The 21,976-nt window shown below is 64.3% G+C and carries 22 protein-coding genes and 1 pseudogene; 11 read left to right on the plus strand and 12 right to left on the minus strand.

Annotated elements, in window-relative coordinates; genetic code table 11:
* Positions 1-38: 38 nt before the first annotated feature.
* Positions 39-902 (minus strand): DUF1206 domain-containing protein, encoded by an 864-nt coding sequence (locus tag OHA42_RS25860; protein ID WP_406230432.1) that lies wholly within the window; start codon positions 900-902, stop codon positions 39-41.
* 631 nt (positions 903-1,533) lie between these two features.
* The gene (locus tag OHA42_RS25865; protein WP_406230433.1) at positions 1,534-1,764 is read right to left on the minus strand and encodes a hypothetical protein; all 231 of its coding nucleotides are present in this window, start codon (positions 1,762-1,764) and stop codon (positions 1,534-1,536) included.
* Positions 1,765-2,336: 572 nt separating this feature from the next.
* Between OHA42_RS25865 and OHA42_RS25870 the strand changes: the two genes are divergently transcribed.
* The 3 genes from OHA42_RS25870 to OHA42_RS25880 all read left to right on the plus strand — a co-directional run bounded on the left by OHA42_RS25870 (position 2,337) and on the right by OHA42_RS25880 (position 3,286).
* A complete protein-coding gene (locus OHA42_RS25870) occupies positions 2,337-2,510 on the plus strand; it encodes a CsbD family protein (RefSeq protein WP_406230434.1) in 174 nt (57 codons plus the stop codon).
* A gap of 85 nt (positions 2,511-2,595) precedes the next feature.
* A complete protein-coding gene (locus tag OHA42_RS25875; RefSeq protein WP_406230435.1) occupies positions 2,596-2,751 on the plus strand; it encodes a DUF6131 family protein in 156 nt (51 codons plus the stop codon).
* Positions 2,752-2,896: 145 nt separating this feature from the next.
* A complete protein-coding gene (locus tag OHA42_RS25880) occupies positions 2,897-3,286 on the plus strand; it encodes a hypothetical protein (protein WP_406230436.1) in 390 nt (129 codons plus the stop codon).
* Positions 3,287-3,341: 55 nt separating this feature from the next.
* On the opposite strand, the gene OHA42_RS25885 is transcribed toward OHA42_RS25880, so the two are convergent.
* Both OHA42_RS25885 and OHA42_RS25890 read right to left on the minus strand, forming a co-directional pair.
* Positions 3,342-4,160: an RNA polymerase sigma factor SigF gene (locus tag OHA42_RS25885; RefSeq protein ID WP_406230437.1), complete on the minus strand. Its 819-nt coding sequence runs from the start codon at positions 4,158-4,160 to the stop codon at positions 3,342-3,344.
* A gap of 197 nt (positions 4,161-4,357) precedes the next feature.
* Complete coding sequence (locus OHA42_RS25890) at positions 4,358-4,561, minus strand: hypothetical protein (protein ID WP_406230438.1); 204 nt, start codon at positions 4,559-4,561, stop codon at positions 4,358-4,360.
* A gap of 746 nt (positions 4,562-5,307) precedes the next feature.
* On the opposite strand from OHA42_RS25890, the gene OHA42_RS25895 reads away from it, so the two are divergent.
* The 4 genes and pseudogenes from OHA42_RS25895 to OHA42_RS25910 form a co-directional block, all read left to right on the plus strand.
* Positions 5,308-5,622 carry a hypothetical protein gene (locus tag OHA42_RS25895; protein ID WP_406230439.1) on the plus strand — a complete coding sequence of 105 codons (315 nt, stop codon included), beginning with the start codon at positions 5,308-5,310 and terminating at the stop codon, positions 5,620-5,622.
* A gap of 41 nt (positions 5,623-5,663) precedes the next feature.
* Complete coding sequence (locus tag OHA42_RS25900) at positions 5,664-6,359, plus strand: DUF998 domain-containing protein (RefSeq protein WP_406230440.1); 696 nt, start codon at positions 5,664-5,666, stop codon at positions 6,357-6,359.
* A 79-nt stretch (positions 6,360-6,438) separates the two neighbouring features.
* The gene (locus OHA42_RS25905; RefSeq protein ID WP_406230441.1) at positions 6,439-6,825 is read left to right on the plus strand and encodes a Tn3 family transposase; all 387 of its coding nucleotides are present in this window, start codon (positions 6,439-6,441) and stop codon (positions 6,823-6,825) included.
* A 146-nt stretch (positions 6,826-6,971) separates the two neighbouring features.
* Positions 6,972-7,203: pseudogene (locus OHA42_RS25910) on the plus strand (alpha/beta fold hydrolase); the annotation flags it as partial.
* A gap of 167 nt (positions 7,204-7,370) precedes the next feature.
* On the opposite strand, the gene OHA42_RS25915 reads toward OHA42_RS25910, so the two are convergent.
* The 3 genes from OHA42_RS25915 to OHA42_RS25925 form a co-directional block, all read right to left on the minus strand.
* Complete coding sequence (locus OHA42_RS25915; protein WP_406230442.1) at positions 7,371-7,769, minus strand: low affinity iron permease family protein; 399 nt, start codon at positions 7,767-7,769, stop codon at positions 7,371-7,373.
* A gap of 885 nt (positions 7,770-8,654) precedes the next feature.
* On the minus strand, positions 8,655-9,857 hold the full coding sequence (locus tag OHA42_RS25920; RefSeq protein ID WP_406230443.1) for a lipid-transfer protein: 1,203 nt from the start codon (positions 9,855-9,857) through the stop codon (positions 8,655-8,657).
* Complete coding sequence (locus OHA42_RS25925; protein ID WP_406239603.1) at positions 9,850-10,272, minus strand: Zn-ribbon domain-containing OB-fold protein; 423 nt, start codon at positions 10,270-10,272, stop codon at positions 9,850-9,852. The genes OHA42_RS25920 and OHA42_RS25925 overlap by 8 nt, the downstream gene beginning before the upstream one ends.
* Before the next feature lie 156 nt (positions 10,273-10,428).
* Here OHA42_RS25925 and OHA42_RS25930 point away from each other — a divergent pair, with 156 nt between their 5' ends.
* Positions 10,429-11,217 carry a GTP-binding protein gene (locus tag OHA42_RS25930; protein ID WP_406230444.1) on the plus strand — a complete coding sequence of 263 codons (789 nt, stop codon included), beginning with the start codon at positions 10,429-10,431 and terminating at the stop codon, positions 11,215-11,217.
* Positions 11,218-11,482: 265 nt separating this feature from the next.
* Here the strand turns inward: OHA42_RS25930 and OHA42_RS25935 are convergent, their stop codons facing one another.
* Entirely contained in the window at positions 11,483-11,986 is a 504-nt protein-coding gene (locus OHA42_RS25935) for a DinB family protein (RefSeq protein ID WP_406230445.1), read from the minus strand.
* Between the two features lie 677 nt (positions 11,987-12,663).
* Between OHA42_RS25935 and OHA42_RS25940 the strand changes: the two genes are divergently transcribed.
* Positions 12,664-13,638 (plus strand): ADP-ribosylglycohydrolase family protein, encoded by a 975-nt coding sequence (locus tag OHA42_RS25940; protein ID WP_406230446.1) that lies wholly within the window; start codon positions 12,664-12,666, stop codon positions 13,636-13,638.
* Between the two features lie 1,172 nt (positions 13,639-14,810).
* On the opposite strand, the gene OHA42_RS25945 is transcribed toward OHA42_RS25940, so the two are convergent.
* Positions 14,811-15,377 carry a hypothetical protein gene (locus tag OHA42_RS25945; protein ID WP_406230447.1) on the minus strand — a complete coding sequence of 189 codons (567 nt, stop codon included), beginning with the start codon at positions 15,375-15,377 and terminating at the stop codon, positions 14,811-14,813.
* Positions 15,378-15,653: 276 nt separating this feature from the next.
* On the opposite strand from OHA42_RS25945, the gene OHA42_RS25950 reads away from it, so the two are divergent.
* A complete protein-coding gene (locus tag OHA42_RS25950; RefSeq protein ID WP_406230448.1) occupies positions 15,654-16,517 on the plus strand; it encodes an ADP-ribosylglycohydrolase family protein in 864 nt (287 codons plus the stop codon).
* A 365-nt stretch (positions 16,518-16,882) separates the two neighbouring features.
* Entirely contained in the window at positions 16,883-18,889 is a 2,007-nt protein-coding gene (locus OHA42_RS25955; RefSeq protein ID WP_406230449.1) for a polyprenyl synthetase family protein, read from the plus strand.
* Between the two features lie 62 nt (positions 18,890-18,951).
* Here the strand turns inward: OHA42_RS25955 and OHA42_RS25960 are convergent, their stop codons facing one another.
* The 3 genes from OHA42_RS25960 to OHA42_RS25970 are packed head-to-tail and all read right to left on the minus strand — an operon-like array spanning position 18,952 to position 21,703.
* Positions 18,952-19,770, minus strand: a complete 819-nt coding sequence (locus OHA42_RS25960; RefSeq protein WP_406230450.1) for a hypothetical protein — start codon at positions 19,768-19,770, stop codon at positions 18,952-18,954.
* Positions 19,767-20,372: an ABC transporter ATP-binding protein gene (locus OHA42_RS25965; RefSeq protein WP_406230451.1), complete on the minus strand. Its 606-nt coding sequence runs from the start codon at positions 20,370-20,372 to the stop codon at positions 19,767-19,769. The genes OHA42_RS25960 and OHA42_RS25965 overlap by 4 nt, the downstream gene beginning before the upstream one ends.
* Before the next feature lie 50 nt (positions 20,373-20,422).
* A complete protein-coding gene (locus tag OHA42_RS25970; RefSeq protein WP_406239605.1) occupies positions 20,423-21,703 on the minus strand; it encodes a squalene/phytoene synthase family protein in 1,281 nt (426 codons plus the stop codon).
* Positions 21,704-21,976: the final 273 nt, after the last annotated feature.

Raw genomic sequence — 21,976 nt, forward strand, 5'->3', positions numbered from 1 at the left:
TAGGGATCACACGCGCTCGCAGGGTGAAACGGTGAGTGCTACATCCTGGCGTATCGGGCCATGGCGAAGCTGTAGAGGCCGTAGGTGACGATGCCCAGGCCTGCCACAACAAGCAGTGCTACGCCGTAAGGTTGCGCTCCGAGGGTTTTGAAGGCGCCGTCGAGTCCGGCAGCCTTGTTCGGCTCGGATTGGGTCGCGGCGAGGATCACCAGCAACCCGATTGCGGTGATGGCCAGTCCTTTCGCGATGTATCCGATGATGCCCAGCCGTCGCACCAGATCGCTGGTGGCGCCCTCGAGGTCGTCGAGGAAGTTCTGTCTGGCTCCTTTGTAGATGTGGTAGCCGCCGATCGCGATGATGATCAGCCCGCCCGCGACGAGGGCGATCGTGCCTGCGGTGGTTTGCATCAGACGTGCAGTCAGTCCAGCCGTCTCGTCGCTGCTGGATTTGCCGCGGCCGCGGGCGAATCCGAACGCGGAGAAGGCGAATGCGAAATAGACCACCGCCAGGGAGAACGCCTTGACGCGATTGATCGCTTCGGATGTCTTGCTGTCGGCGTCAGGTTTGGACGAGCTGCCCAGTGCCGCTTCTGCGAGCCGCCACAGCGCCATCAGCCCGAACGCGACGACACCAACCCACAGGGCGACGATGCCGCCCGGCTGGGCGGCCAGTTCGGTCATGGCGCCGGATTGGTCGGCGGTGCCGCCTGCGCCGCCGAGGGCGATTCGGATGGCGATGTAGCCGATGATCAGGTGGACAATGCCGCTGACGACGAAGCCTGCGCGGGCGAATCGCTCGAAGACGCTGTTCTGGGCAACCCGGCCTGCGGTGGACGACGAGTTGTCATAAGACGCCGACGACGAATCGGTGGAGGACGCCTTGGAACGGTTGATATCAGCCATGGTGCCTTCCTTCACGCGGGTGGTGCCGCGCACGGCGCAATCGACGCGGGCGCCGGGATCTAGTGTTCAAAGGCATCCTTGACCTTGACGTCGGCCTGCTCGAGGTTGCTCTGCGCGCGCGGTCAGATCGAGCCAAAGCACCAACTATCAAGCGTTTCAGAGCGCCGGGCGAACATGGAATAAGTATGGAACGGGCGGCTGCCGACCATACGGCGATCACGGACTAGGTTGCGGCACATCGACGTGGCAGTTATCGACTTTCGGGTTCATGCCGAGATAGTTGAGCGGCCCGGCGACGACAGTTGCCGCGATAGTTCCGGTACTCGCACAGTTCTCCGGTACGCTCCCGAAGTAGTGCCGTTGCCCAGCAGCGATCGCGCCGAGTACAGCCACACGAACACCAGAACTATGAGGACGCTGGCCATTCTCGAACGGCGACCTCCGCGCATTCTCCTGGTGTCGTTTGCGTATGTATCTCTCATTTTCTTATCTCCATTTAGTCGAATGCCATACTGCTGATGCAGATTTCGGGATCCGGAGCACCATTCGACACATACTCCGGACCCTGCGATATCCCGATGTCGACATTGGGCGGGCGTCGGGCCGACGGCGAAGCCGAGGGGTCGTCTGGTTACTCGAGTCGGTCCCGCCAACTCGGGTTGGTGCGGATATGCCGCGAGCCGCCGGCGTGTTCGTTGATGTCGCGACTGAGCGCGGTGTCTTCAGGACCCGATCGGCCGAGAAGGCGTCGTGCGGCGCTGCCGAGGGCGGGGCGCTGGACATCTGGCGATAGTTGGCTGAGCACGGCCATTCCGACGGCGCCGATGACTATGCCGATGATCAGGGCGATGATGACGATCATGTCGAGCCTCGGATCTGTTGGTTCTTCAAGTACACAGCTCCGGCCACGTGGTGTCAACAGCGTAGGTCTACATCTTTTAACTACAGTGTATAGCCCAGTGGACCATCGGCCTGCTACCGCGCGAGGCCAGCGATGCGCTGGCGCAGTTTCTGACGGATCTGACGTAATTCCCACCTGCGCCGCCGACTTTTCGCCGCCGGCCTCACCCGGCATCATGAATGCCCGACGCCGGATGGGGACACAGAGTTGCGTCCGGCCGGTTCAGCACCTGACCTCCGTGGATTCACGTGACATCGCCAATCGAGAGGCGTCTACTGGAGGTCTAGAACGTGGAGTTCCGGGCTGATCGTCATGGTTGTTGTTATCGGATTAACTGTTCTTCTCGCGGTGGTAGGCGGACTCAGCAACGCGGTCATCGCCCACCCGTCGACCAACGACGTCATGATGTTCGGGTCCTGTCGCGAAACGGCGTTTCCGAGCCCCAAGCGACCGCGCCGACCGACATCAGCATCCCGAATAGTGGCCTGGCTTTTGCATGTTCGCCCCTCGATCACTCACGAAAGGACCACACGATGAGCATTGGTAAGAAGATCGCGCACAAGGCCGAAGCTGCCAAGGGCACGGCCAAGAAACTGCTCGGCCGAGTCACCGGAAACACTCGCCCACGGACCGAGGGCCGCGTCGATCAGGCCACCGGCAACACCAAGCAGGCCGGAGCAAAGATGAAGGATGCCTTCAAACACTGATCCCGCACATCCGTCGAGAGGGCCCCTTGCGGGCCTGCATCACACACCCGTCACCCAGTTCCAGCACCGAAACCAGGTAGCTACCATGATCATCCTCGGAATCGTCCTCCTGATCGCCGGATTCCTACTCAAAATCCAAATCCTCTGGACCATCGGGATCGTGGTCCTCATCATCGGCCTGGTGCTACTGGCATTGGGGTCGATGGGCCGCGCCGTCGGCGGGCGACGCCACTACTACTGACGCCGCACCGTGCAGGGTTGTCGCACGGCACCAGCAGAACTGCCCCGACAATGGCGGCGCCACCTCCGGCGCACTCGCCGGGGATCGTTCCGGTGACCGTGATCGCGAGCCAATCCATGAACCACCTTCGAGGTGAGGAGCCGAAATGGCTACCAGCACTATCATCGTGATCGTTGTTGTCGCGGTCGTGGCAGTTCTGATCGCCGCCGCGTTGACCTGGGTGGCGGTGAACAAACGTAAGGAACGCCGCCGCGCCGAAGCTCACGACATCCGCGACAGGGCAGCCCAACAGGCACACAAGGTTGGGCGGCGTGAAGCGCTGGCCGACGAGACTGCGGCCAAGGCCAGGGCCGCGGCGGCCGAAGCCGACGTCAAGTCGGCCCAGGCGGCGGGCCTGCAACAACAAGCGGCCGCGCATCGCAGCGAAGCGGGCACCTCCCGCGACGAGCTGAACCAGGAGTTCGAGCGCGCCGACAGGATCGATCCGGACTCGCGAACACCCGAGACACCGCCGAAAGACCGCGAGACACAGTGAGAAGACGTCAGCCGATTGCACCTCGGCCCTGAACGCCACCCATCCGGCTGGTTGTTCAGTCGCGTAATGCCTGTTCGCGCAACGAGCTCAGCAGTCTGGCCAGAATCCGCGAGACCTGCATCTGCGAGACGCCGAGAGATTCGGCGATCTGGATTTGCGGCTGGTATTCATAGAACCGCATGATCAGCACTTGACGATCCCGCTCGGGCAGCGCGGCAATCAACGGTTTCACGACAAGGCAGTCCTCGACGGTGCAGTACTCCGATTGCTCGGCGCCGAGAGTGTCCAGCAGCGACGTCGGCGCGTAGTCGTTGTCGCCGCCGGTGTAGGCGTCGATCGAGGAGGTCCGGTAGCCGTTGCGGGCGATCAGTGCCTGGGTGACCTCGACCAGATCGACATCGAGTTCCTCGGCGATCTCCGCGGCTTTGGGCATACGCCCCAACCGCTGGGACAACGTGTCGATCGCGGGGGGGAGCTTCTGCTGGATTTCCTTGAGGCGCCGCGGTACTCGCACCGACCATGTGTAGTCGCGGAAATGTCGACGCACCTCGCCCATGATCGTCGGTATCGCGAAAGCGAGGAACGGCGCGCCGTGATCGGGGTCGAACCGGTCGACCGCGCCGACCATCCCCATTCGAGCGATCAGCAGCAGATCGTCGAAGTTCTCGCCGCGTCCGGCGAACTTGCGAGCGATGTGCTCGGCCAATGGTAGACAGCGTCGGATCAGATCCTCCCGCACAGCAATTCGACGAGGATCGGCCGCGTCCAGTTCCGCGAGCTGGACGAGCAATGGTTCGACGTTGTCGTAGCTTTCGGCGCCGTGGCGCGTGCGTCGTGTTCGTTCAGGGGAAGTCAGGGTCGGCTGATTGCTCATCGGTGCTGCCTCGGATCAGGTCCAGATGACATCGACAACCGCCGCAACCCGGACACCGCAGTGTCGTAGGGGGTTCGGGGCCATTGTCGATCGAGTTGAGTGAGGGTCGCCACGATGCGTGGGCCGAAGCTTGCTCGGACCAGCGCGGTCTCGGTTGCTGCCGTCGAGCAGAACTCGACATCTACCGTGGCGTCTTGTTATGGGCTGGGTTGGGGCAGTTCGCAGTTGTTCACCTTGGGGTTGACGCCTGCGTAGTTCAGCGGTCCCGCGACCATGGTCACCGCGATGGTTCCCAAGCTTGCGCAGTTCTGGTCACGGTCGGTGAAGTAACCTCGTTGACCGGCAGCGACCGCGCCGATGATCAGCCATACGAGCACCAGCAACAGCAATAAGCGGGCCATCACGCACCTCCATTGGATTCCGGCCTGCCAGGGGCGTGAATTCCCTGAATGCCGCGTCGAATTCGTTTCCCGTGGATCGAGGGTGTTTCGATCCGATTGCCGATAGTGGATCGCCACATCATGTTTTTCCTCTGAATCAGTTGTCGCGTCGACGAATCCAGACGCCACCGGACCTTCGCCCAGCCGCGCCGGGACCCGGTCAGTGCCGATGGGCGCGAGTAGCGGCGTTGATCGCCCCGTGGTGTGTCGACCGGCCCGGGACCGGCCGACCCAACTCCGAACAGCTGGCCCGGACTCGCCTCCGCAGGGCGTGGGCGGCTTTTCGGATCCCTGCCCGGCGGCATTACCGGGATGCATCGGCCGCGGCGGCATTGCCCGTATGGCGGGAGTGAGCAGAGGCACCTTGGATGTCGAAGGTGTGTGGCCCCCACATCGCCGGCCGCGGACCGGGCCGAGTTGGGTCGGGTCCTGGCGGGCCAGGTTGAGATGGCGACGCGCCTTCGCTCCGCGGCGGGCGCTGCTCGAGCCTGCGAGCAGCATGCTCAGCTCGGCCCGATGGTGATGACCATGGCGATCCTCGAAGCCTTCGCTCGGATCTATTGATCTTTTCAGTAGACGCCGCACGGAACGAATTGTCAACGCTGTAGGTCTACACTGGCGAACTACAGCGGTTCGTCCGACGGAAAGGGGCCGGTCGGCCGCTCACCGAAGCACGACAAATATCGAACGATCGGATGTGGACCGCCATGGGGACCTTCTTGGACTCTCTCAGCCTGCCCTTCACCCTGCACTTTTCCTCGACCGAATCCCCCGCGGTGGCCGCCGCCGCACGCGACTGGATCTCGCGCGGGCAGATCTCCACCGTTGCACTCACCGATGACTCCGACACGGTCGAAAATCGTTATCTGCTGGTGAATTTCAGTGCCCTGCCCTGCCTGACCGTGCACAACACCGACATGCGCAACAACCCGGACGAACGACGCGTCACCTACGGCGCGTCCCTCACCGAGGACGGAGACCTCGCCGTCGAAACCCTCGCATTGTCGGCCCATACCAGCTGACGACGAGCCGAACCCCACTCCACCAACGAATCCGCATCCTGGTGCTCATCATCGACGCGCCGGTACCTGACTCGGTCGGCGGCAATCTTCGACATATCGCGGCGGGAGTCGCGTGGACCCTGGTGTTCGCCTATCTGCTCGCCGAGCTCGTGACGGCCACCGCATGGAAAACGGCCTACAGCTTCCGCCACGACACGATCAGCGACCTCGGCATCACCACCTGCACACCCAGCGCGTGCTCACCGCTGCATCTGGTCATGAACGCGACGTTCGTCGCACTCGGCTTACTGACAATCTTGGGAGCCATCGGATTCCGCGACTACATTCCCCACGGCCCGCGCCAGTGGTCCATCGTCGCCCTCGCTGTCATCATCGGCCTGAGCACCGCCGCAACCGGGGTGTTCCCATCCAATGACGGCATCGTCGTACACGGTCTGGCCGTGATGCCCGCGTTCGTATCCCGCCATATCGTGCTGATCCTGCTGGCGATCTGGTTGTGGAAACAACGCCGCCTCGTCGCGATCTGGTCGGCCTTCTGCGCATCGACCGGACTCACCGGCACGGTTCTGCTGACAATCGGCCTGCAGGTCGGCATCACCGAACGGCTCGTCTTCTACCCACTCCCGACCTGGATGGCCGTGACCGGCGCCGCAATCGTGCTCGCACCGGTCCGAGATGCAATACGGCGTCGAGGCCAATCGCCACTGCACCACCGGGAACTCACTTCGCCCCCATGATGTGCCGCTACCCATCCGAGCGAAGACTGGAGCGGCGGGACTTGCCAAATGCACGGACAACGAGACTGACCGGACCGCGATGGACGGCAGCACGGTCCCCAGCGTCGGTGGCCGAGGAGGACGGGCGCGGGTGGTCCGGGTGGCGGGGTCGGTGACGGTCATCGGAACAGTGGGGGTGAACTCAACTGGCGGAAAGCTTGCGGGCATCTCGCCGGACGACAGCGGACTCACCTACGCCGCCCTCGAGGGACTGGGCCGGGCGGTCCGCACGATCTTTGGCTGCGAATATCAGGCGTCGGAAGATCTCAGGCGCGAGATCAACAGTTGGTTGCAGGTGGTGGAGAACTGGAACTCCACACAGTCGTCTTCTACGCCAAGGACTCTCAGCTCACCGGCGCCGACCGAGAGTACGCCGAGGAGTCGATGCTGCCGCGGCACCTGCTGCAATCGGCGCTGGTACGCATAAATACCCCGCTGCTACAAGCGGTTTCGAGGATCCCGAGTTCCACGATCGGGTTGGCGACACCGAGCGTCGGGCGATGTCGCCGTTGTTCTGGTCCAACATCAACCCCTACGGCCGCAGCCGCAGCCGCGCAGGCGGCGGCCGACCGGACGCTCAGCGCCAAGCAGCATTTCTCGAGATTCGAATCGCTTCCGTCGCTGCTGGTGTGGGTGGCAGAGACCGAGTGATTCCCGCCTCGTACGCAGACAACCTCCGCCGCGTCGTACCCACAGCCGTGGCGAGATCATTCCCCGCGCAGGTCACTTCCCTCAACTCGACGAACCGAAATCGTTCCTCCGCATGCTCGACGAATTCCGTGGAGAGGCTTCAGAATCCGCCCGGCGACAGAGTGCGGGCCCGGGCTCGCGCGTGCGCGCGCACACGGCCTTCCCATGGCCGCTACATCGAAGATGTAGGTGGCCGGTGAGAGCGGATCCAGTCCCCGCCTATCGGGCCCGGTCACTGGGCGGCGGGATTTGGCCGCTCACGAATCCCCGTACAACCACATCTCAGTGGCGCTCTTCGAGTCCAACAGCTTCCCGCAGCCGATCCGCGGCCGTTCGAAGCTCGGGATCGTTGAATGCGGATGACGCCAGCAGCGCGGCCAGCGCCTCGGCGATGACATTGAGTTTCTCTTGCGAGGCCTCGCTTGCGCGGCGGCTGGCGTTCTCGAGCAGCACCACCAACAGCAGCGTGAAAACGCTCGCAACGGTGTGAATGGCAACTTGCCAGGTCTTGAAGTCCGTCCACCATGGCACGCTGATCAGCCACGCCACGACGATCCCTGCACAGACGAAGAAGAACGGAGCCTGACTCACTCGCAGCTCGGCCTGCTCGACGAACCGGTCAAACGGCGACCGGCGATCACCTCCGCCACGGCTTCGTGCGGCCTCGCTGCGTCGCTCCATCACCGGAATTTTAGTCGCATCTCACCCTCACCACATTCGGACAATCACGCTCGTTGACGCCCATCGCCGACAACGGCATTTCATTCGCGACATGCACGGTAACCATCGACTGCCAACCAGTTTCCGCGCCTTCCCCGGCTTCTCGGCGTCGAACATCTGTAACGATCAGCCTCATTCATCGCGAAGCGACAGCCTGCGATGGGCACATCGCACCGAATATCGTCGTGCTGCGCACTGTTACCTCGGTGACCTGCAGCGTCCCGCACCGCCGCCACCGAGCACACGCCACAACCCACTGACAGCTGCCCGCTCAGCGTCTTACCAGGTCAGATCACTTCCGCGGGAAGGGCGAATTGATCGTGGTGAAATACTGGATGGCCGCGCCGACGGCGACCGGAGCCGTCACCAGGATCTGCCCCTAGCTGTGTCGGTGGGTCCGTGGACATATCGTCTGGGTTGACCCGAAGCCGATTCGGTGAGCGCCGCGCGTTTCGGCGACTAGGACGGGTTGCCCCACGCCACTCGAGGACCGCACGCTGTGGACACTTCCCGCTGCGATGTCGCTGATCTCGGCCTCTTCGCCGACCTCAGCCCGCGTCAGATTTACACCCGCCGCCTCAACAGCGCGAGGGCATGCTCCTCAATCACCTGCAGCAACTCCGACGCGGCAACCCGGGCCTCGACGTCTTCGCCGACTCCGAATTTGACCAAGCTTCGCCGAGAGAAGCTGGCGCCGGAGTGTGACCTGCGGGTCACACTCCACCCCAACGACCTCGGCCTCGAGGGCTCCGCAACGGCGGGTCAGTAGTGCTTCATCGCGGTCGATACACGAAAACCCGGACATGGCCCGGGTTTTCGGAGAGTGAACCTGGGTGGGCCCCAGGTTCAGCGGGTGGCGATGATTGCCGAGCCGTGACCGAAGAGGCCTTGATTCACCGCAATACCTGCGCGGGCGTTGTCCACTTGGCGGCCATCGGCCTGGCCGCGCAACTGCCACGTGAGCTCGCAGACCTGCGCGATTGCCTGCGCGGGTATCGCCTCACCGAAACAGGCCAGACCACCACTGGGGTTCACCGGCACACGTCCGCCCAATGTCGTTGCGCCGCTGCGCAATAGTGCCTCCGCGCCGCCTGTCTCGCAGAGCCCGATGTCTTCGTACCAGTCCAACTCCAGCGCGGTGGAGAGGTCATAAACTTCCGCGAAGGACAGGTCGGCGGCCCCGAGCCCGGCCTCTTCGTACGCGGCGTACGCGACGGCGGAACGGAACGCGCGCGGCGGAGCCTCGACGGCCACGGCGGAGTCCGTCGCGAAATCCGGCAGATCGAGCACGGTTTTCGGGAATGTCGGCGTGACCGTCGACAGCGCCCGGATGCGGACCGGATCGGTGACGCCGCGGCGACTCGCGTACTCCATCGATGTCAGCACCAATGCGGCACCGCCGTCACTGGTCGCGCAGATGTCCAGCAGCCGCAGCGGGTCCGAGACGACCGCCGAAGCGGCAACCTCCTCGACCGAAACCTCCTTGCGATAGCGGGCATACGGGTTGTTCAGGCCGTGCCTGGCGTTCTTCACCTTGACCGCGGCGAAATCGTCGAGCGTGGCACCGTGCAGCGCCATCCGCCGGCGGGCATACAGCGCGAAATAGATGGGGTTTGTAGCGCCGAGCAGATGGAAACGCAACCAGTCCGGATCGTCGCAGCGTTCACCGCCGACCGGCTGGAAGAAGCCCTTCGGGGTGACATCCGCGCCGACCACCAGCGCCACGTCACACAACCCGGCCAGAATCTGGGCGCGCGCGTTGGCGATGGCCTGGGCACCGGAGGCGCAGGCGGCGTAGCTGCTCGAGATCCGCGCACCCGACCAGCCCAGCGCCTGGGCGAACGTCGCGCCCGAGATGAAACCGGGGTATCCGTTGCGGATCGTGTCCGCGCCAGCGATATAGCCGACGTCGCGGTGGTCCACCCCGGCATCGACCAGCGCCGCGCGCGCCGCGACCAGCCCGTATGCGACGAAATTGCGCCCCCACTTGCCCCACTGGTGCATGCCCGCACCGAGGACGGCGACATCGCGATCATTCGTGTCAGTCATCAACCGGCCTCCACATCCACACCGTGTGCTCCGCTTCCTCGTCTTCGTACAGCACACCGAGGGTCAGTTCGACCGGCATGCCGACGGCCAGGTCATCCACCGTGAGGCCGCGCACCACCTGCCCGAGAATCACCATCTGCTCGACCTCGAGCTCCACCGCCGCAACGACATACGGCTCGAACGGATCGGGCGAGACATAGGGCGGGGGCGGCTTGTACCGGGCGTCCGCATACGACCAGATCCGGCCACGTGTGGAAAACAGGTACTCGACGAGCTCGGAGCCGTCTTTCGGACCTGCGCACTGCGGGTTCCGACAGGCCAACGTGTTCCGCGGGAAATACGGCGTGCCGCAGGCAGTACAACCACTTCCCTTCAGACGCACCGTGCCGTCGTCCGCAGTGAACCAGTCAGCCACGGCGGGGCGTTGTTCTTTCTGCACGAACCCGACGGTATAGGAACACGTTCTACTTTGGGGCGGAAATCTGCTCCACCGGTGCACGGGCGGAGGTACGGTGAGACCGGATTGAGGATGCGATGACATCCTCGAGTCGATCTGGAGTACCACAACGCGATGGGCACCAAAGCCATTGAACCGCAGTCGATCCGCAACGTCACGATCATCGGGGACCCTGATGAGACAACACGAATTGTCCACGGCCTGTTCCGCCGTTTCGCCAAGACCGGGTCCGGCACGGCGGCCACGGCCCATTGGGTGACGGGCCACGTCGATCACACGATTCGTATCGCCGAGCTATCGAGCCGAGCGCCCATCGCGTCCCTGGAGCGGTCCATCCGGCTAGCCGATGGGGTAATCGCGGTCGTGAACGCTGCTGAGAAGAGCGCCCCGCGACTCGAGACGATACTGCGGGTTGCCGACGACCACCAGATCGCACGGCTGTGTCTGGTGACCGGACTCGATCATCCCGCCGCCGACTTCGACCGCTGCGTCCGCACGATCGCCGACACGCACGGGGCAGTGCCGTTGACGCTGCAGATTCCTCACGGCATCGGCACCGAGTTCGAAGGTGTCATCGATCTGGTCCCGATGTGGGCGCTCGAACCGATGGCCGTCGAATTCTACGGGAGCCATTGGAAAGTCGCCGAGGAGTGGTACCGCAACCTCGTGGACACGGTGATGGAACAGGACGCCGCAGATTCGGATGACATCCTCGGCCTGCGAGAGATCCCACCCGAACAGTTGCATGAGCGGGTCCGCTGCCTCACGCGAATCGGCGACGCTGCGCCCGTCCTGTGCGATGCGGGGCCATGGAGTGACACCGCCCCGCTCCTGGACGCCATCGTCCGGTATCTGCCGTCTCCCATGCATGTCTGTCAACCGGAACACGCCCTCGACTATTGACGGACGCCGCCATAGGCGTGGGAGAAATTCGATAGTGGACCTGCCGGGTTCGAAACCAGCGTGCGCACCCACCGTTGACGAAGGATTCTGTCAATCCATGGCCAGAAACGCCTATCGGTTCGAAAGGTGTGCGTACTGGTCGTATCCCCTTCGGACACTTCATGGGCGCAGTTCACAGGGCCCGGCACTCGAGCATCGTCACCTCCAACCTGCAGTTCGGCGAAGCGCACTTGTTCGGGTGACCATGTGCTGGGTGGCCGAAGTTTCACGGGTTCGGCTGTCGGAGTGTGGCCTTGTCGATCTGTTCGCGGAGGATGTCGCCGTGACCTGCGTGCCTGGCGAACTCTTGGATCATGGCGAGCAGTGTCCATCGCATGCTGACGTTTCCCTCGCGGGGATTGTCCTTGGTGTCGTCGAGGTCGAAGCGGGACGCGATCACTCGTGATCGTTGGCTTGCGCGCTCGAACTCGGCGATGACGTCGGTCAGCGACTCGTCGTCGGCGACGGCGAATGTGCCCTCGTCGCGGTTGGGGTATCCGTCGCATTCGGATTCGTCGAGTCCCGCCCAGAATCGTTGGAACCAGATCCGTTCCGCGGCAGCGGCATGCTTGATCAATGAGATCGGTGTCGTCAGCGACGCGACGAGTCGTCGGCGGGCCTCGGCGTCGGACAGGCCGCGTGCGGTCTCGATGAGTGCTTCGCGGTTGTGGTCGAGCATGTTCTCGATGATCGCTCGCTCGGTACCGTTGGTAATTGGGTTGGTACTCATGGGCTTTCACTCCATTCCTTGTTGGGTGGTTGAGGCCGTGCGGTATGTATCGGTCAGGATGAATGGCACAAGGCGGCGATGCAGCGATCGATCTCAGGAGAGAGACGAAGCGTCCGGCGTTAGGGAACGACCGGGAAAAGAGAGGCGCTCGCCGCGCGGATTGCGGACCGAGCGTGGACGATGCGGGCCTGCATCGACACCGCAGCCCAGGCCTGTCAGGAGGCCTGCCGCCTGGGGTCAGTATGTCGTGGATTTTGATTCCGGGCTACAGGTCGATGACGGCGCCCTTGTGGGGTCGTTGGCGGCGAACTCACACTCTATGCGGTTCAGCCAGGATGAATACGTGGGCAGGAACTTCAGCTCGACGTCGTTGCCGGCGCACCATCGCCGACCTCGCGGCGTTTGTGGACCGAGTAGTTGTCGCAGATCAGATATAACTTCTCGCCCGGCCAGCGGGCCCGCAGAGTACTTGGTGCCCGTCAAGTCGTCCCAAAACCTGCGATTCGCCTCGGTCCATCGATCGGGAGCGTTCGGCGGACGACTGGATTTCTCGGCGTTCCACGCATCCAACCGGGCGAGAACTGCGGTACTCCTCTTCGCTGATTTCCGGGCGGCCGGTGTCCTCACCCGGCGCATAGAAGATCTTTCCTGTGCGAAGGGCGCTACTATCTGATGCGATGCATGCCGACCTGATGCTCGATTCGCTGGATGGGCTGTCCGTGGGGGACGCGTTAGGCCAGCGATTCCCTGTTATGGGCCGGTCAATTCCGGAAATTTTGGCAGGCAATCTCCCAGCCGCGCAATGGGAGTGGACCGACGACACCGAAATGGCGTGCAGCCTGGTTGCCGAGCTCGGTCGGCACGGTGGGATCGATCAGGATCGACTGGCTGCCAGGTTCGCTGCTCGGTGGGAGCCGCGTCGAGACTATGGCTTCGCAACGGTGGGGACTCTACGTCAGATCCGGGATGGCGTGCATTGGCGGGTGGCGGCTACCGCCGCGTTCGGTGGTCAGGGTTCCTGTGGCAATGGTGCGGCGATGCGGGTCGCTCCGCTGGGCGCGTATTACGCCAGTGATCCGGAAAAGGCTGTCGCTGAAGCAGTTCGGTCGGCACAGGTGACACACCTGCACCCAGAAGGGGTCGCCGGGGCGGTTGCGGTAGCGTTGGCGGCAGGGCAGGCGGCTCACGCCCGCGTGACCGGAACTCCGCTTGTACCACGGGAATTCATCTCCGCTGTCATCGATCGCCTCGGGGACGGCGAGATGAGCCAACGGGTGCGCCATGCCCGCGCCCTACTCGGAGCGCACGCACACGAAGCCGCACAGGTGCTCGGTAACGGATCTCGAGTGACCGCGCAGGACACGGTGCCGTTCACGTTGTGGGTGGCGTCCACACATCTGGACGACTACCCGGCTGCCATCGCCACGTGTCTCGCGGCGGACGGGGATATCGATACCACCAGCGCGATCGTCGGCGGTATTGTCGCCGCCCACACCGGCTGCGGTAGCCGCCCGGGCCGGATCGGGGTGCCGGAGGCATGGGTCGCCACCCGAGAACCGTTGCCCAGCTGGGTTTCCACGGTCCGTGCGCAACGGCGCCGGAAGTCTGGACTTGGATTCGGCCGCATACGAGAATGGTTCGTCAGCGACTAGAACGATCCCAGTGCTCTCAGGGGCATGGCGGTCACTGCTGAGGGTCTGTCCATTCCCAGCGAATTGCCTACCAGCACAACGTTGTCCAGATCGGTTGCCGCGAGGACTTCATCCAGTACCCGGCCGTACAAGTCGGCCTGGCTCGGCGCGGTTGGCGTGGGTCGCTGAGTCCGGGTTGACCGAGTAGATCCAACACGGTTGTCGCCCAGCGGGCGATAGCGCCCGCAGCCATGGCAAAGTCGCCGCGGCGTTGAAGCCCGTGCCGGGCACCATCACGATGGCTGGAAGTCCGGTTCCCGCTGAGGTGAGTCTAACCTGGCCGACGCTGGTGTTCACGGTCGCGGCGGTGAGTGGAAAGTCCGCCCATGCCAAGGCTTGCGAACACCACTGCCGCACCTCGCTCTCGCCACGCGGATTCTTGTATGCGGTCGGCATTGCGTCAGTGTGCGCGGCGGCTCGTGGTTCGTCCAGACTGCCCGGCCCTGTCGCCAAGAGAACGCGCTGTCATGCTCATCGAGCTTTGGACGATACCGGTTCATTATCCGTCGTTGTCCGTGTCGATCCGGATTTGTCCGTCCGGGCTCGTTCGCATCCGAAGCCGCAACGTCCTGATTCGGTGTCCATCTTTTCATCGGATGCCGCAGCTACACCTGACAGTAGGGCTGTGCGCGAGCACGGCGTGATCTGAGGATGTGACGTAATGCCCAGCGAAACTACGAGATTCGCCGACTCAGACCTGGCTGCCCGACGGCTCGGTCTCCCGGCGCTGTCCACGCAGCAGTGTGCCGCAATCCAGACTCTCGCACCATTGTCGCGTTGGCGGACGTAGGTGCGACAACGTGGATGGTCGGCGCGGGCATAGCGGCCTGTCTCGCACTGGCGAGGCCGCTGGGCGCTGGCGTCCGATGGTGTCTGGCTGCCATCCACCTACCACGACGTAGTCGATGCCGGAGCGGCGCGACAAGCGCCCTGTACCGCAACGTGAGGTTGAGGCGACTGAACGCGCGATCTCGACTGTGGAGCGGATGTCGTCGCAGCTGAAACTGACACAGGCCGTATAAGCCCCGTCGACAGCAGCGATGTGGATTCATGCCGAGTCGCCTGTCTGACAAAGGACGTATTCGACGAGCGCGTCCGTGTGACGCGGTGGGAACGGGGGCGCAGGTGGGTACCTACTTCATGACCCTCAGCAGGCCGAGGTGCGGTTCGAGCGCGCCGTCCTGACCGAGCGCCAGGAAGTCTGCCTCTACGGCCGAGCGTGCAAGTTTCCCCGCGCGCACCGCGCGGTAGCGCACGTACGACCAGAGAAAGACATCGATGTTGTCGAAGCGGGTGCCGCCTTCGAGTACCTCCTCCTCGTGGAACCACACGGCCACTTGGCCATTGGTGAGCACGACATACAGATTGCCGCCGCCGTCCGCGCCGATCGAGTAGACATCGTCGTCGGTGATCTCGGTCGAGTAATCCGAATCGCGTATGCCGCAATCATTTACGGCGAAATCGAAGCCGTACGACCAGGAGAAGATGTCCAGGAACTGCGGCAGCCGGCCCGAGCGCACCCGTCGGTCGAACGCGGCCAGCGCCGCCGCGTCCGCGGGAGCCAGGTGCGCAAGAAACGGTGCCACCGGCCGGGTTTGCTCCGGGACGTGGACGGGCACGGCATCGGCGAACCAACGCGCCAGATCGGCGTCGAGGTCGCGATCGGTGTAGCCGACGAGGTCGGCGAGGGTGAGCGTCACGCGGGGATTGTAGTAGCGCCTCAGGACATGCTGTTCGGTATCACTGCAGAGTCGGCAACCGGCGTGCGGGATACCTGGCGCTTCCGAGGCGTGATCGGCGGCAGTTGGTTTCGGCTGCCGGCACGCGAGTCGACCGCGGCGGTCATAGGACGGAATGCGGCTGTGGACCATTCTGCCGCTTGCTCTTGCCGAGTGTTGCGGCAGCTGGTTGCGGTTGGCATTATTGGTCACCGTATGCCATTGGTTTCCGATTCCGCGCATGACAGCCTCGAGGGTTTGTCTGTAGGTGATGCACTGGGTGCTCAGTTCTTCGTGCCCGGCCGCTCCATAGCTGAACTGCTCGCCGGGCGGCCGCCAGCGGCTCCGTGGCAGTGGACCGACGACACCGAGATGGCCTGTTCGGTGTACTCGGAAGTCCGCGGCCGCGGCTGCGTCGACCGGGACGCGCTCGCGGCCGCGTTCGCCGATCGCTGCGAACCGTACCGTGGCTACGGCGGCGGCACAGTCGTTGTGCTGCACGAGATTCGCGACGGCCGCCCCTGGGAGGAAGCGGCAGGAGCTGCTTTCGACGGGCGCGGATCGTGGGGAAACGGAGCTGCGATGCGGGTCGCCCCGCTCGGGGCGTACTTCGCTGGAGATCTGCGGCGAGCGGCAGCGCAGGCCGCGCTGTCGGCCGAGGTCACCCATCGGCACCCGGAAGCGATCGTGGGTGCCATGGCGGTCGCCACTGCGGCGAGCCACGCTGCGGCGACTCGCGGAACAGACTGTGTACCAAGTGAATTACTGCACGTGGTCGAGCCGTATCTGGTCCATGGTCGGACCGCGGGCGGTGTCCGTCGAGCCCGAAAGTTACTCGGCCGATCGGTAGCCGAAGCAGCTTACGAGCTCGGCAACGGCGCACAGGTCAGCGCCCAGGACACGGTGCCGTTCACGCTGTGGGCAGCCGCCACCTTTCTCAGTGACTATCCGGCCGCCGTCACCGCGTGCGTCGAGGCCGGTGGGGATGTGGACACGACGGCCGCGATCGTCGGTGGAATCGTGGCAGCACACACCGGGATCGGAAGTCGAGGCACGATACACGGAATACCGGAACAGTGGTTGTCGGCGCGTGAGCCCCTGCCCGCATGGGCTACAGACTGACGCCGATCATCCGCGAACGCACGGTAATGGCTCCCCTACTTATCTGTGAACGGTCCGATCCGCCGGTCTAGACACCTACCCCTTCCTTGGGTTTACGAGGCCTTCCCGAAGACATGACGCTGGAGCCGGAGGCCGATCGTTCAGGTCTGGCGCGGTGACCCCTTGGCTCCCTCGGACCCTAGAGCCCTGGCTTGTCCACGGCAACGTCGATCGGGGAGATACTCGCCCCCAACGGCACTCACCAACCGACATCACCCAAGTTACCGAGGCATCAAAATTGGCTGATACCAACATCTTCCACGCCAGTGTGGTGTCAAATTGCCATTGATCGGCTTTGTTCGATGTAACCAGTCAGGAGTACCCGCGTGCCACGTGCAATCGATTCGGCTGTCTTCCCGCATCTGGATGCGGACTTGGACCGCGTCCGTGACGTTCTCGGCCCCGTGCAATTGGAGGGCAGGCCCGAACTGGCAGCACTCACCGACGAAGCGCCCGACACCTCTCGCCGCCTGGTCCGCCCTACTTTGACCTTGTTGTCGTACTACCTGCTGACCGATCCCGCGGTCCCGGCCGAGGACCGGGTGGTGCGCGCCGCTGCTGCCGTCGAGTTGCTGCATGTGGGTTCGCTTTACCACGACGACGTCGTCGATCACGCGTACGAGCGTCGAGGCCGTCCCAGCACCAACGCGGTGTGGGGTTCGCATATGGCCGTATTGGGTGGAGACTCCGTGATACTCACGAGCGTGCGCATGCTGGCCGAACTCGGCCAGCGCGAAGTTCTCGCGGGGGCGATCGCGGGTGAGCAGATGTGCGCGGGCATGGTGATCGAGGCCGCCGACCTCTACGTAGCCTCCCGCAGCGAGCAGTCCTACCTGGATGCGATCGACGGCAAGACCGCGGCGGTGCTGTCGCTGGCATGCCGGGTGGGCGCGATGCAGGCCGGCCGCCACGAGGATGAAGAAGAGGCGTTGGCCCTGTTCGGTCGACACTTTGGGCTGGCCTACCAGCTGTATGACGACATCCTCGACCTGACCTCGACCGCCGAAGAAACGGGCAAGCCCGTCAACGCGGATCTGCCCGAAGGCATCTACACACTGCCTGTGATCCGCGCCGCTGCCCGCGACCAGGACCTTGCCAACATGCTGCGCAGAACAATGACGCGTGAGCAAGCCACACATGCCCACGAGCTCGTCATCGCCTCCGGCGCCGTGGACGAAGCACAAGCAAGGGCCGATGAATTCATGGACCATGCCGCCGGCCAGCTCGCCGCCCTGCCCGTTGCACCGAGCGCCCGCCACGCAATGACCGCCTACGCCCGGTCCATACTCGACCGGCGAACTCCTGGCCCCGCGGTCCACCGGCAGTCGACACAGCCACCCGGGGCTCACAGCGATGCGCTCCCGCCGCAGGTCGCGCAACGGTTGAGGAGCTGGATGGTGGACACCGGCCTTGTCGTCTCCCCGGGCGAGGCCGACTACCACCGGTGGACAGGAGCGATCCGGATCCCGCGACACTGGGCCCCAGCAGTGGACCCGGCCGTTGAACAGACCGCCTACCGCATGGCCGTGCTGCTCCTTGCGTGGGACGATCTGTTCGAGGATCCGCAGCTGACCGACCCGGAAGCCGTGACCGCGCTGAGGCGTGGCATGGTGGCAACACTGCGCCAGGACCCGGAGAAGCCGTGGAGGCCCGGCGCGATCCCGACGTCGTGGGCGAGTTTGTGGCCGCGCCTGCGCGAGGGCCGCAGCACCCGCTGGCAGGAGCGGTTCCTCGACGGCCTCGAGGAGTGGTGCGAAGCCTGCGAACGCGAAGCGCACCATCGCATCAACGGCTACATCCCGCCCACGGCCGACTACCTGCCGCTGCGGATGTCGACCAGTGGGATCGAAACCGCCCTCGCCTGCATGGAGGTGCACCAGGGCCGGGAACTGCCGCCGAAGCTGCGCAACCACCCCGTGATCCGCCGTCTCGAGGAACTCGCCTTCTGGGTGACCTTCGTGGAGAACGACCTGGTGGGGTTGGATCAGGACGAGGCCGACCAAGTCCCCTACAACCTGGTGCGGGCGGTCCGTCGCGAGACCGGCTGCACCCGCCGCGAAGCCGTCGAGCAGCTGCAGCGCCAGGTGGCGGATCAGCGTGCCCAGCTCGAGGCACTGATCCGCTACGTCCCCGCACTCCTGCGCGTGCTTCCCGGCCTGTCGGGCCAGGGGAAGGACTACGCGGAGATATACAGGAACATGACGAACGTGGGGCTCTGGGCGCGTGAGAGCGATCGGTACGAGCAAACCTCGTCTTCCGCGGCGCCGGACTTGGAACGCTTGCGCCGTGAGATCTACTACCCGGCCGCCCAACCGGCCCCTATCGCGCCGTAAGCCCCCGCAGTCGGCAAGGGTGTCCCGCGCGCTCCACCGTGGTGGTCGCGCGGGACGCCCTCTCAGTGCTTCGTCGGCTGTCCGGACTTCGTCGGTCCGGGGAGGCGGATCCACATCGTGGGTCGAAGAGACGAGCGGGTGCGCAGGTGGAAAGCGACCAGCCCGAGCAAGGCGCTCGCGGTGAACCAGACCAGTTGCACGGCGAAACCCGCGAATAGCGTGGTGTCGGAGAAACCGGCCGCGGTCGAAGCCTGCATCGCCCCGTAGGAGGGCAGCCAGCGCACGAAGTCGCTGTCCGCCCCAGCGCTGGCGATGGGGTTCTGCACCGCCAGGTCGAAGCAGGTGATCATCGCGATGGCGAACATCCCCTCCACCTCGCGGCGCAGCAGCGCCCCGAGACCGACACCCAGCGCCCCGTAGGTCATCGCCGCGCCGAAAAGCGCCGCAGCGAGCAGGACGGGCTGGCGAGGCGACCAGTAGCAGCAGATCACCGCGGTGGCGTACGCGCAGACCACCACCGAGGCCACCACCAGGCAGGCAATCTTCGCCAGCCCCAACGCAACCCGGGGATACCCGGCCATCGACAGACGCCGGTCGAATGCTCCGCTGCTGAACGTTGCCGCGAACATCATGAACCCGATGATCAAGCAGACCGCGGTCAGCGCACCACTGATCTGAGCGAGCTCATTGCCGTTGGCACGCAACACCAGACCGGTGCCGCGAAGCCGGAACGGCACCTCGATATCGGTGACGGCCACGCGCACCAGAGTGATCGAGGTGGGGATGAAGGCAGCAACCAGCAGCATGGCGAACCGGTTACGAGCATGCTCGATGAGGCCGTAGCGCGTGGCGATCAGAAACAGCCGCACACCCTCGCTCATCCGGCCTTCTCCTGTCTGCTGTGTAGGACACCCTCGTGCAACGACCACACCTGATCCAGCTTGTCGGTGTCGTGGGCCAGATGCGAGACGATCAGAACCGACCGGCCGGTGTCACGGAACTCGGCGACCAGATCCCAGAAACGCAGATACGTCTCCCAATCGAAACCCTGATACGGCTCATCGAGCAGCAAAACCTGCGGATCATGCATCACCGCCAGCGTCAAGTTCAGCTTCTGCCGCGTGCCGCCGCTCAACGTCGCGACCCGCTCACCGGCATAGTCGGAGAAGCGCAAGATCTCCATGGTCTTTTCGGCCCGCCGCAAGTCCGGGATCGCATAGGCCGCGGCGAAGAAGTCCAGGTGCTGACGAACCGTGAACGCATCGTTCAACACCACCTGCTGCGGACAGTAACCGAACCGCCCACGATGCCGGACCACCCCACGATCCGGTCGCAGCCCCCCGGAGAGGACCTTCAACAACGTCGACTTGCCCGCCCCGTTCTCCCCAACGATCCCCACCAACATTCCGGCTGGCAACACGAGGTCGATACCACGCAACACCGACCGCCTGCCATATGAATGGTGGACGTCCTCCACTTCCATCAACGCCCCTTACCTGCCACCGATTTAGGAGCCCGGCAACCGTCCGAATGCTACCAACAAACAACGAAAATCCATGCCAGGACGGCCAATTCGCGGCACGCACGCCGCCGGCAGTGCGGCCGGCCGCCCAGGATGCCGGATTTCAGCTCCAGCTGGTGGGTTTCGATCGATGACCCGGCGCGAACGCACACGTCAACTCTCTCAACACATCCGGCTTGACACCCGATCCAAGCCGCTAACTGAGCGGAGATGGGGCGGGTCGTATGCTTCCGACGCCAGCCGCGGACGCCACCGGCCGTTCTCCGAAACAGCCCCGGCCGCAGCGGCCCCTTCTCTTCAACCCGAGTGACGCAGCAGCCGCGGTTACCGGCAGCTCGAGACGGCCGCACTGCCGGGGTGCCCAATCCCGCATAACCAGGTAGGGCTTTCGGTGATGCACCCATACGACGAGAACGGGCCAGCAGGCGCAGGCACGCCACCTTCCCGTCGTGGTAAGGGCGCCGGATGATGGCGACCCCCCGAGTCTCGACGTCGTCCAGACGCTTGTGGAACACGCCGATCACAAAACGAAACACCGGGCGGTATTCAGGGGCGACTTCACCGAGGATCCGTTCACCCTCCACGAGGGAGGCACGCGCGGAACACGCCGTGGCCGATAGCAATGCTCGCACCCCAGCGGTGCCCAGTCCCTGCTCCAGGTCCGCACGCGTCACCCTGTGCCGGTCGAGGTCGGAAACCGGAAGGTACAGCCGTCCGTCACGCAGGTCCTCGAACACGTCGGTGAGGTGGTCCGCCCGCTGCGACCCTTCCGAGAGCAAGCGGACCGAGGCTATGAAGGATTGCTCCGGGACCAGGCGCGGCACAACCTCGATACCAAGCATGAAAGACGGCATCGAAACCGTATCGACGTAACGCTGGTAGTCCGCTTCCTGAGCGAATCCAGGGAACTCCAAGTCGGCGCGAGTGCCCGCTATATACGAGTCTATCCACGTGCGGGACAGGTTCAGCAGATCGGCGGAGTACAGATACGCACGTACCAGCCGATGCTCCGAACTGCCGGTATCCAGCGCCGTACCCACATGGTCTGCCCATTCCTCGAACCGCTGTGTTCGCCCCCCGGCAGGGCCACTGTCGCAGAGGTCATCGGTGTAGCGCGCCAACGCCACTGCCGCGGCTATGTGCGGCAGGCTCTCCGGCGGAGCCAAGACCCACAGCGGCCCCCAGCCCTCGAAATGCCTGGGCAGGAGAAACCGCGCTGCAGCCGAAAAATCGGCACGCGCCGTGTCGGCCCGTACCCCTGCTGCATCCAGACAACGTCGCCACGTCCGCATGGACACGCCCCTAAGATTGGCTGTTACGCAAGGGAATTCGACTGTACCCCTGCATTCCCATCGGCACTGTGGATCAAGGTTGTTTCCGGCCCAACGCGCTGAACGAGATTCAGCGCGGAGAGTGCTGTTTGAGCCGTAACACCCTCCGGCTGGCCACACGCGATGGACTGGAATGCGTTGCGCCACAATGTGAAGAACCGCTCTTCACCGCGCCCACCGACGCCCTTAGCGTGACTCTTCTCGCGACTGCTCCGAGCCCACCAGTACGCATCT

It is taken from the genome of Nocardia sp. NBC_01009, from assembly GCF_045208035.1.
Lineage (GTDB): Bacteria > Actinomycetota > Actinomycetes > Mycobacteriales > Mycobacteriaceae > Nocardia.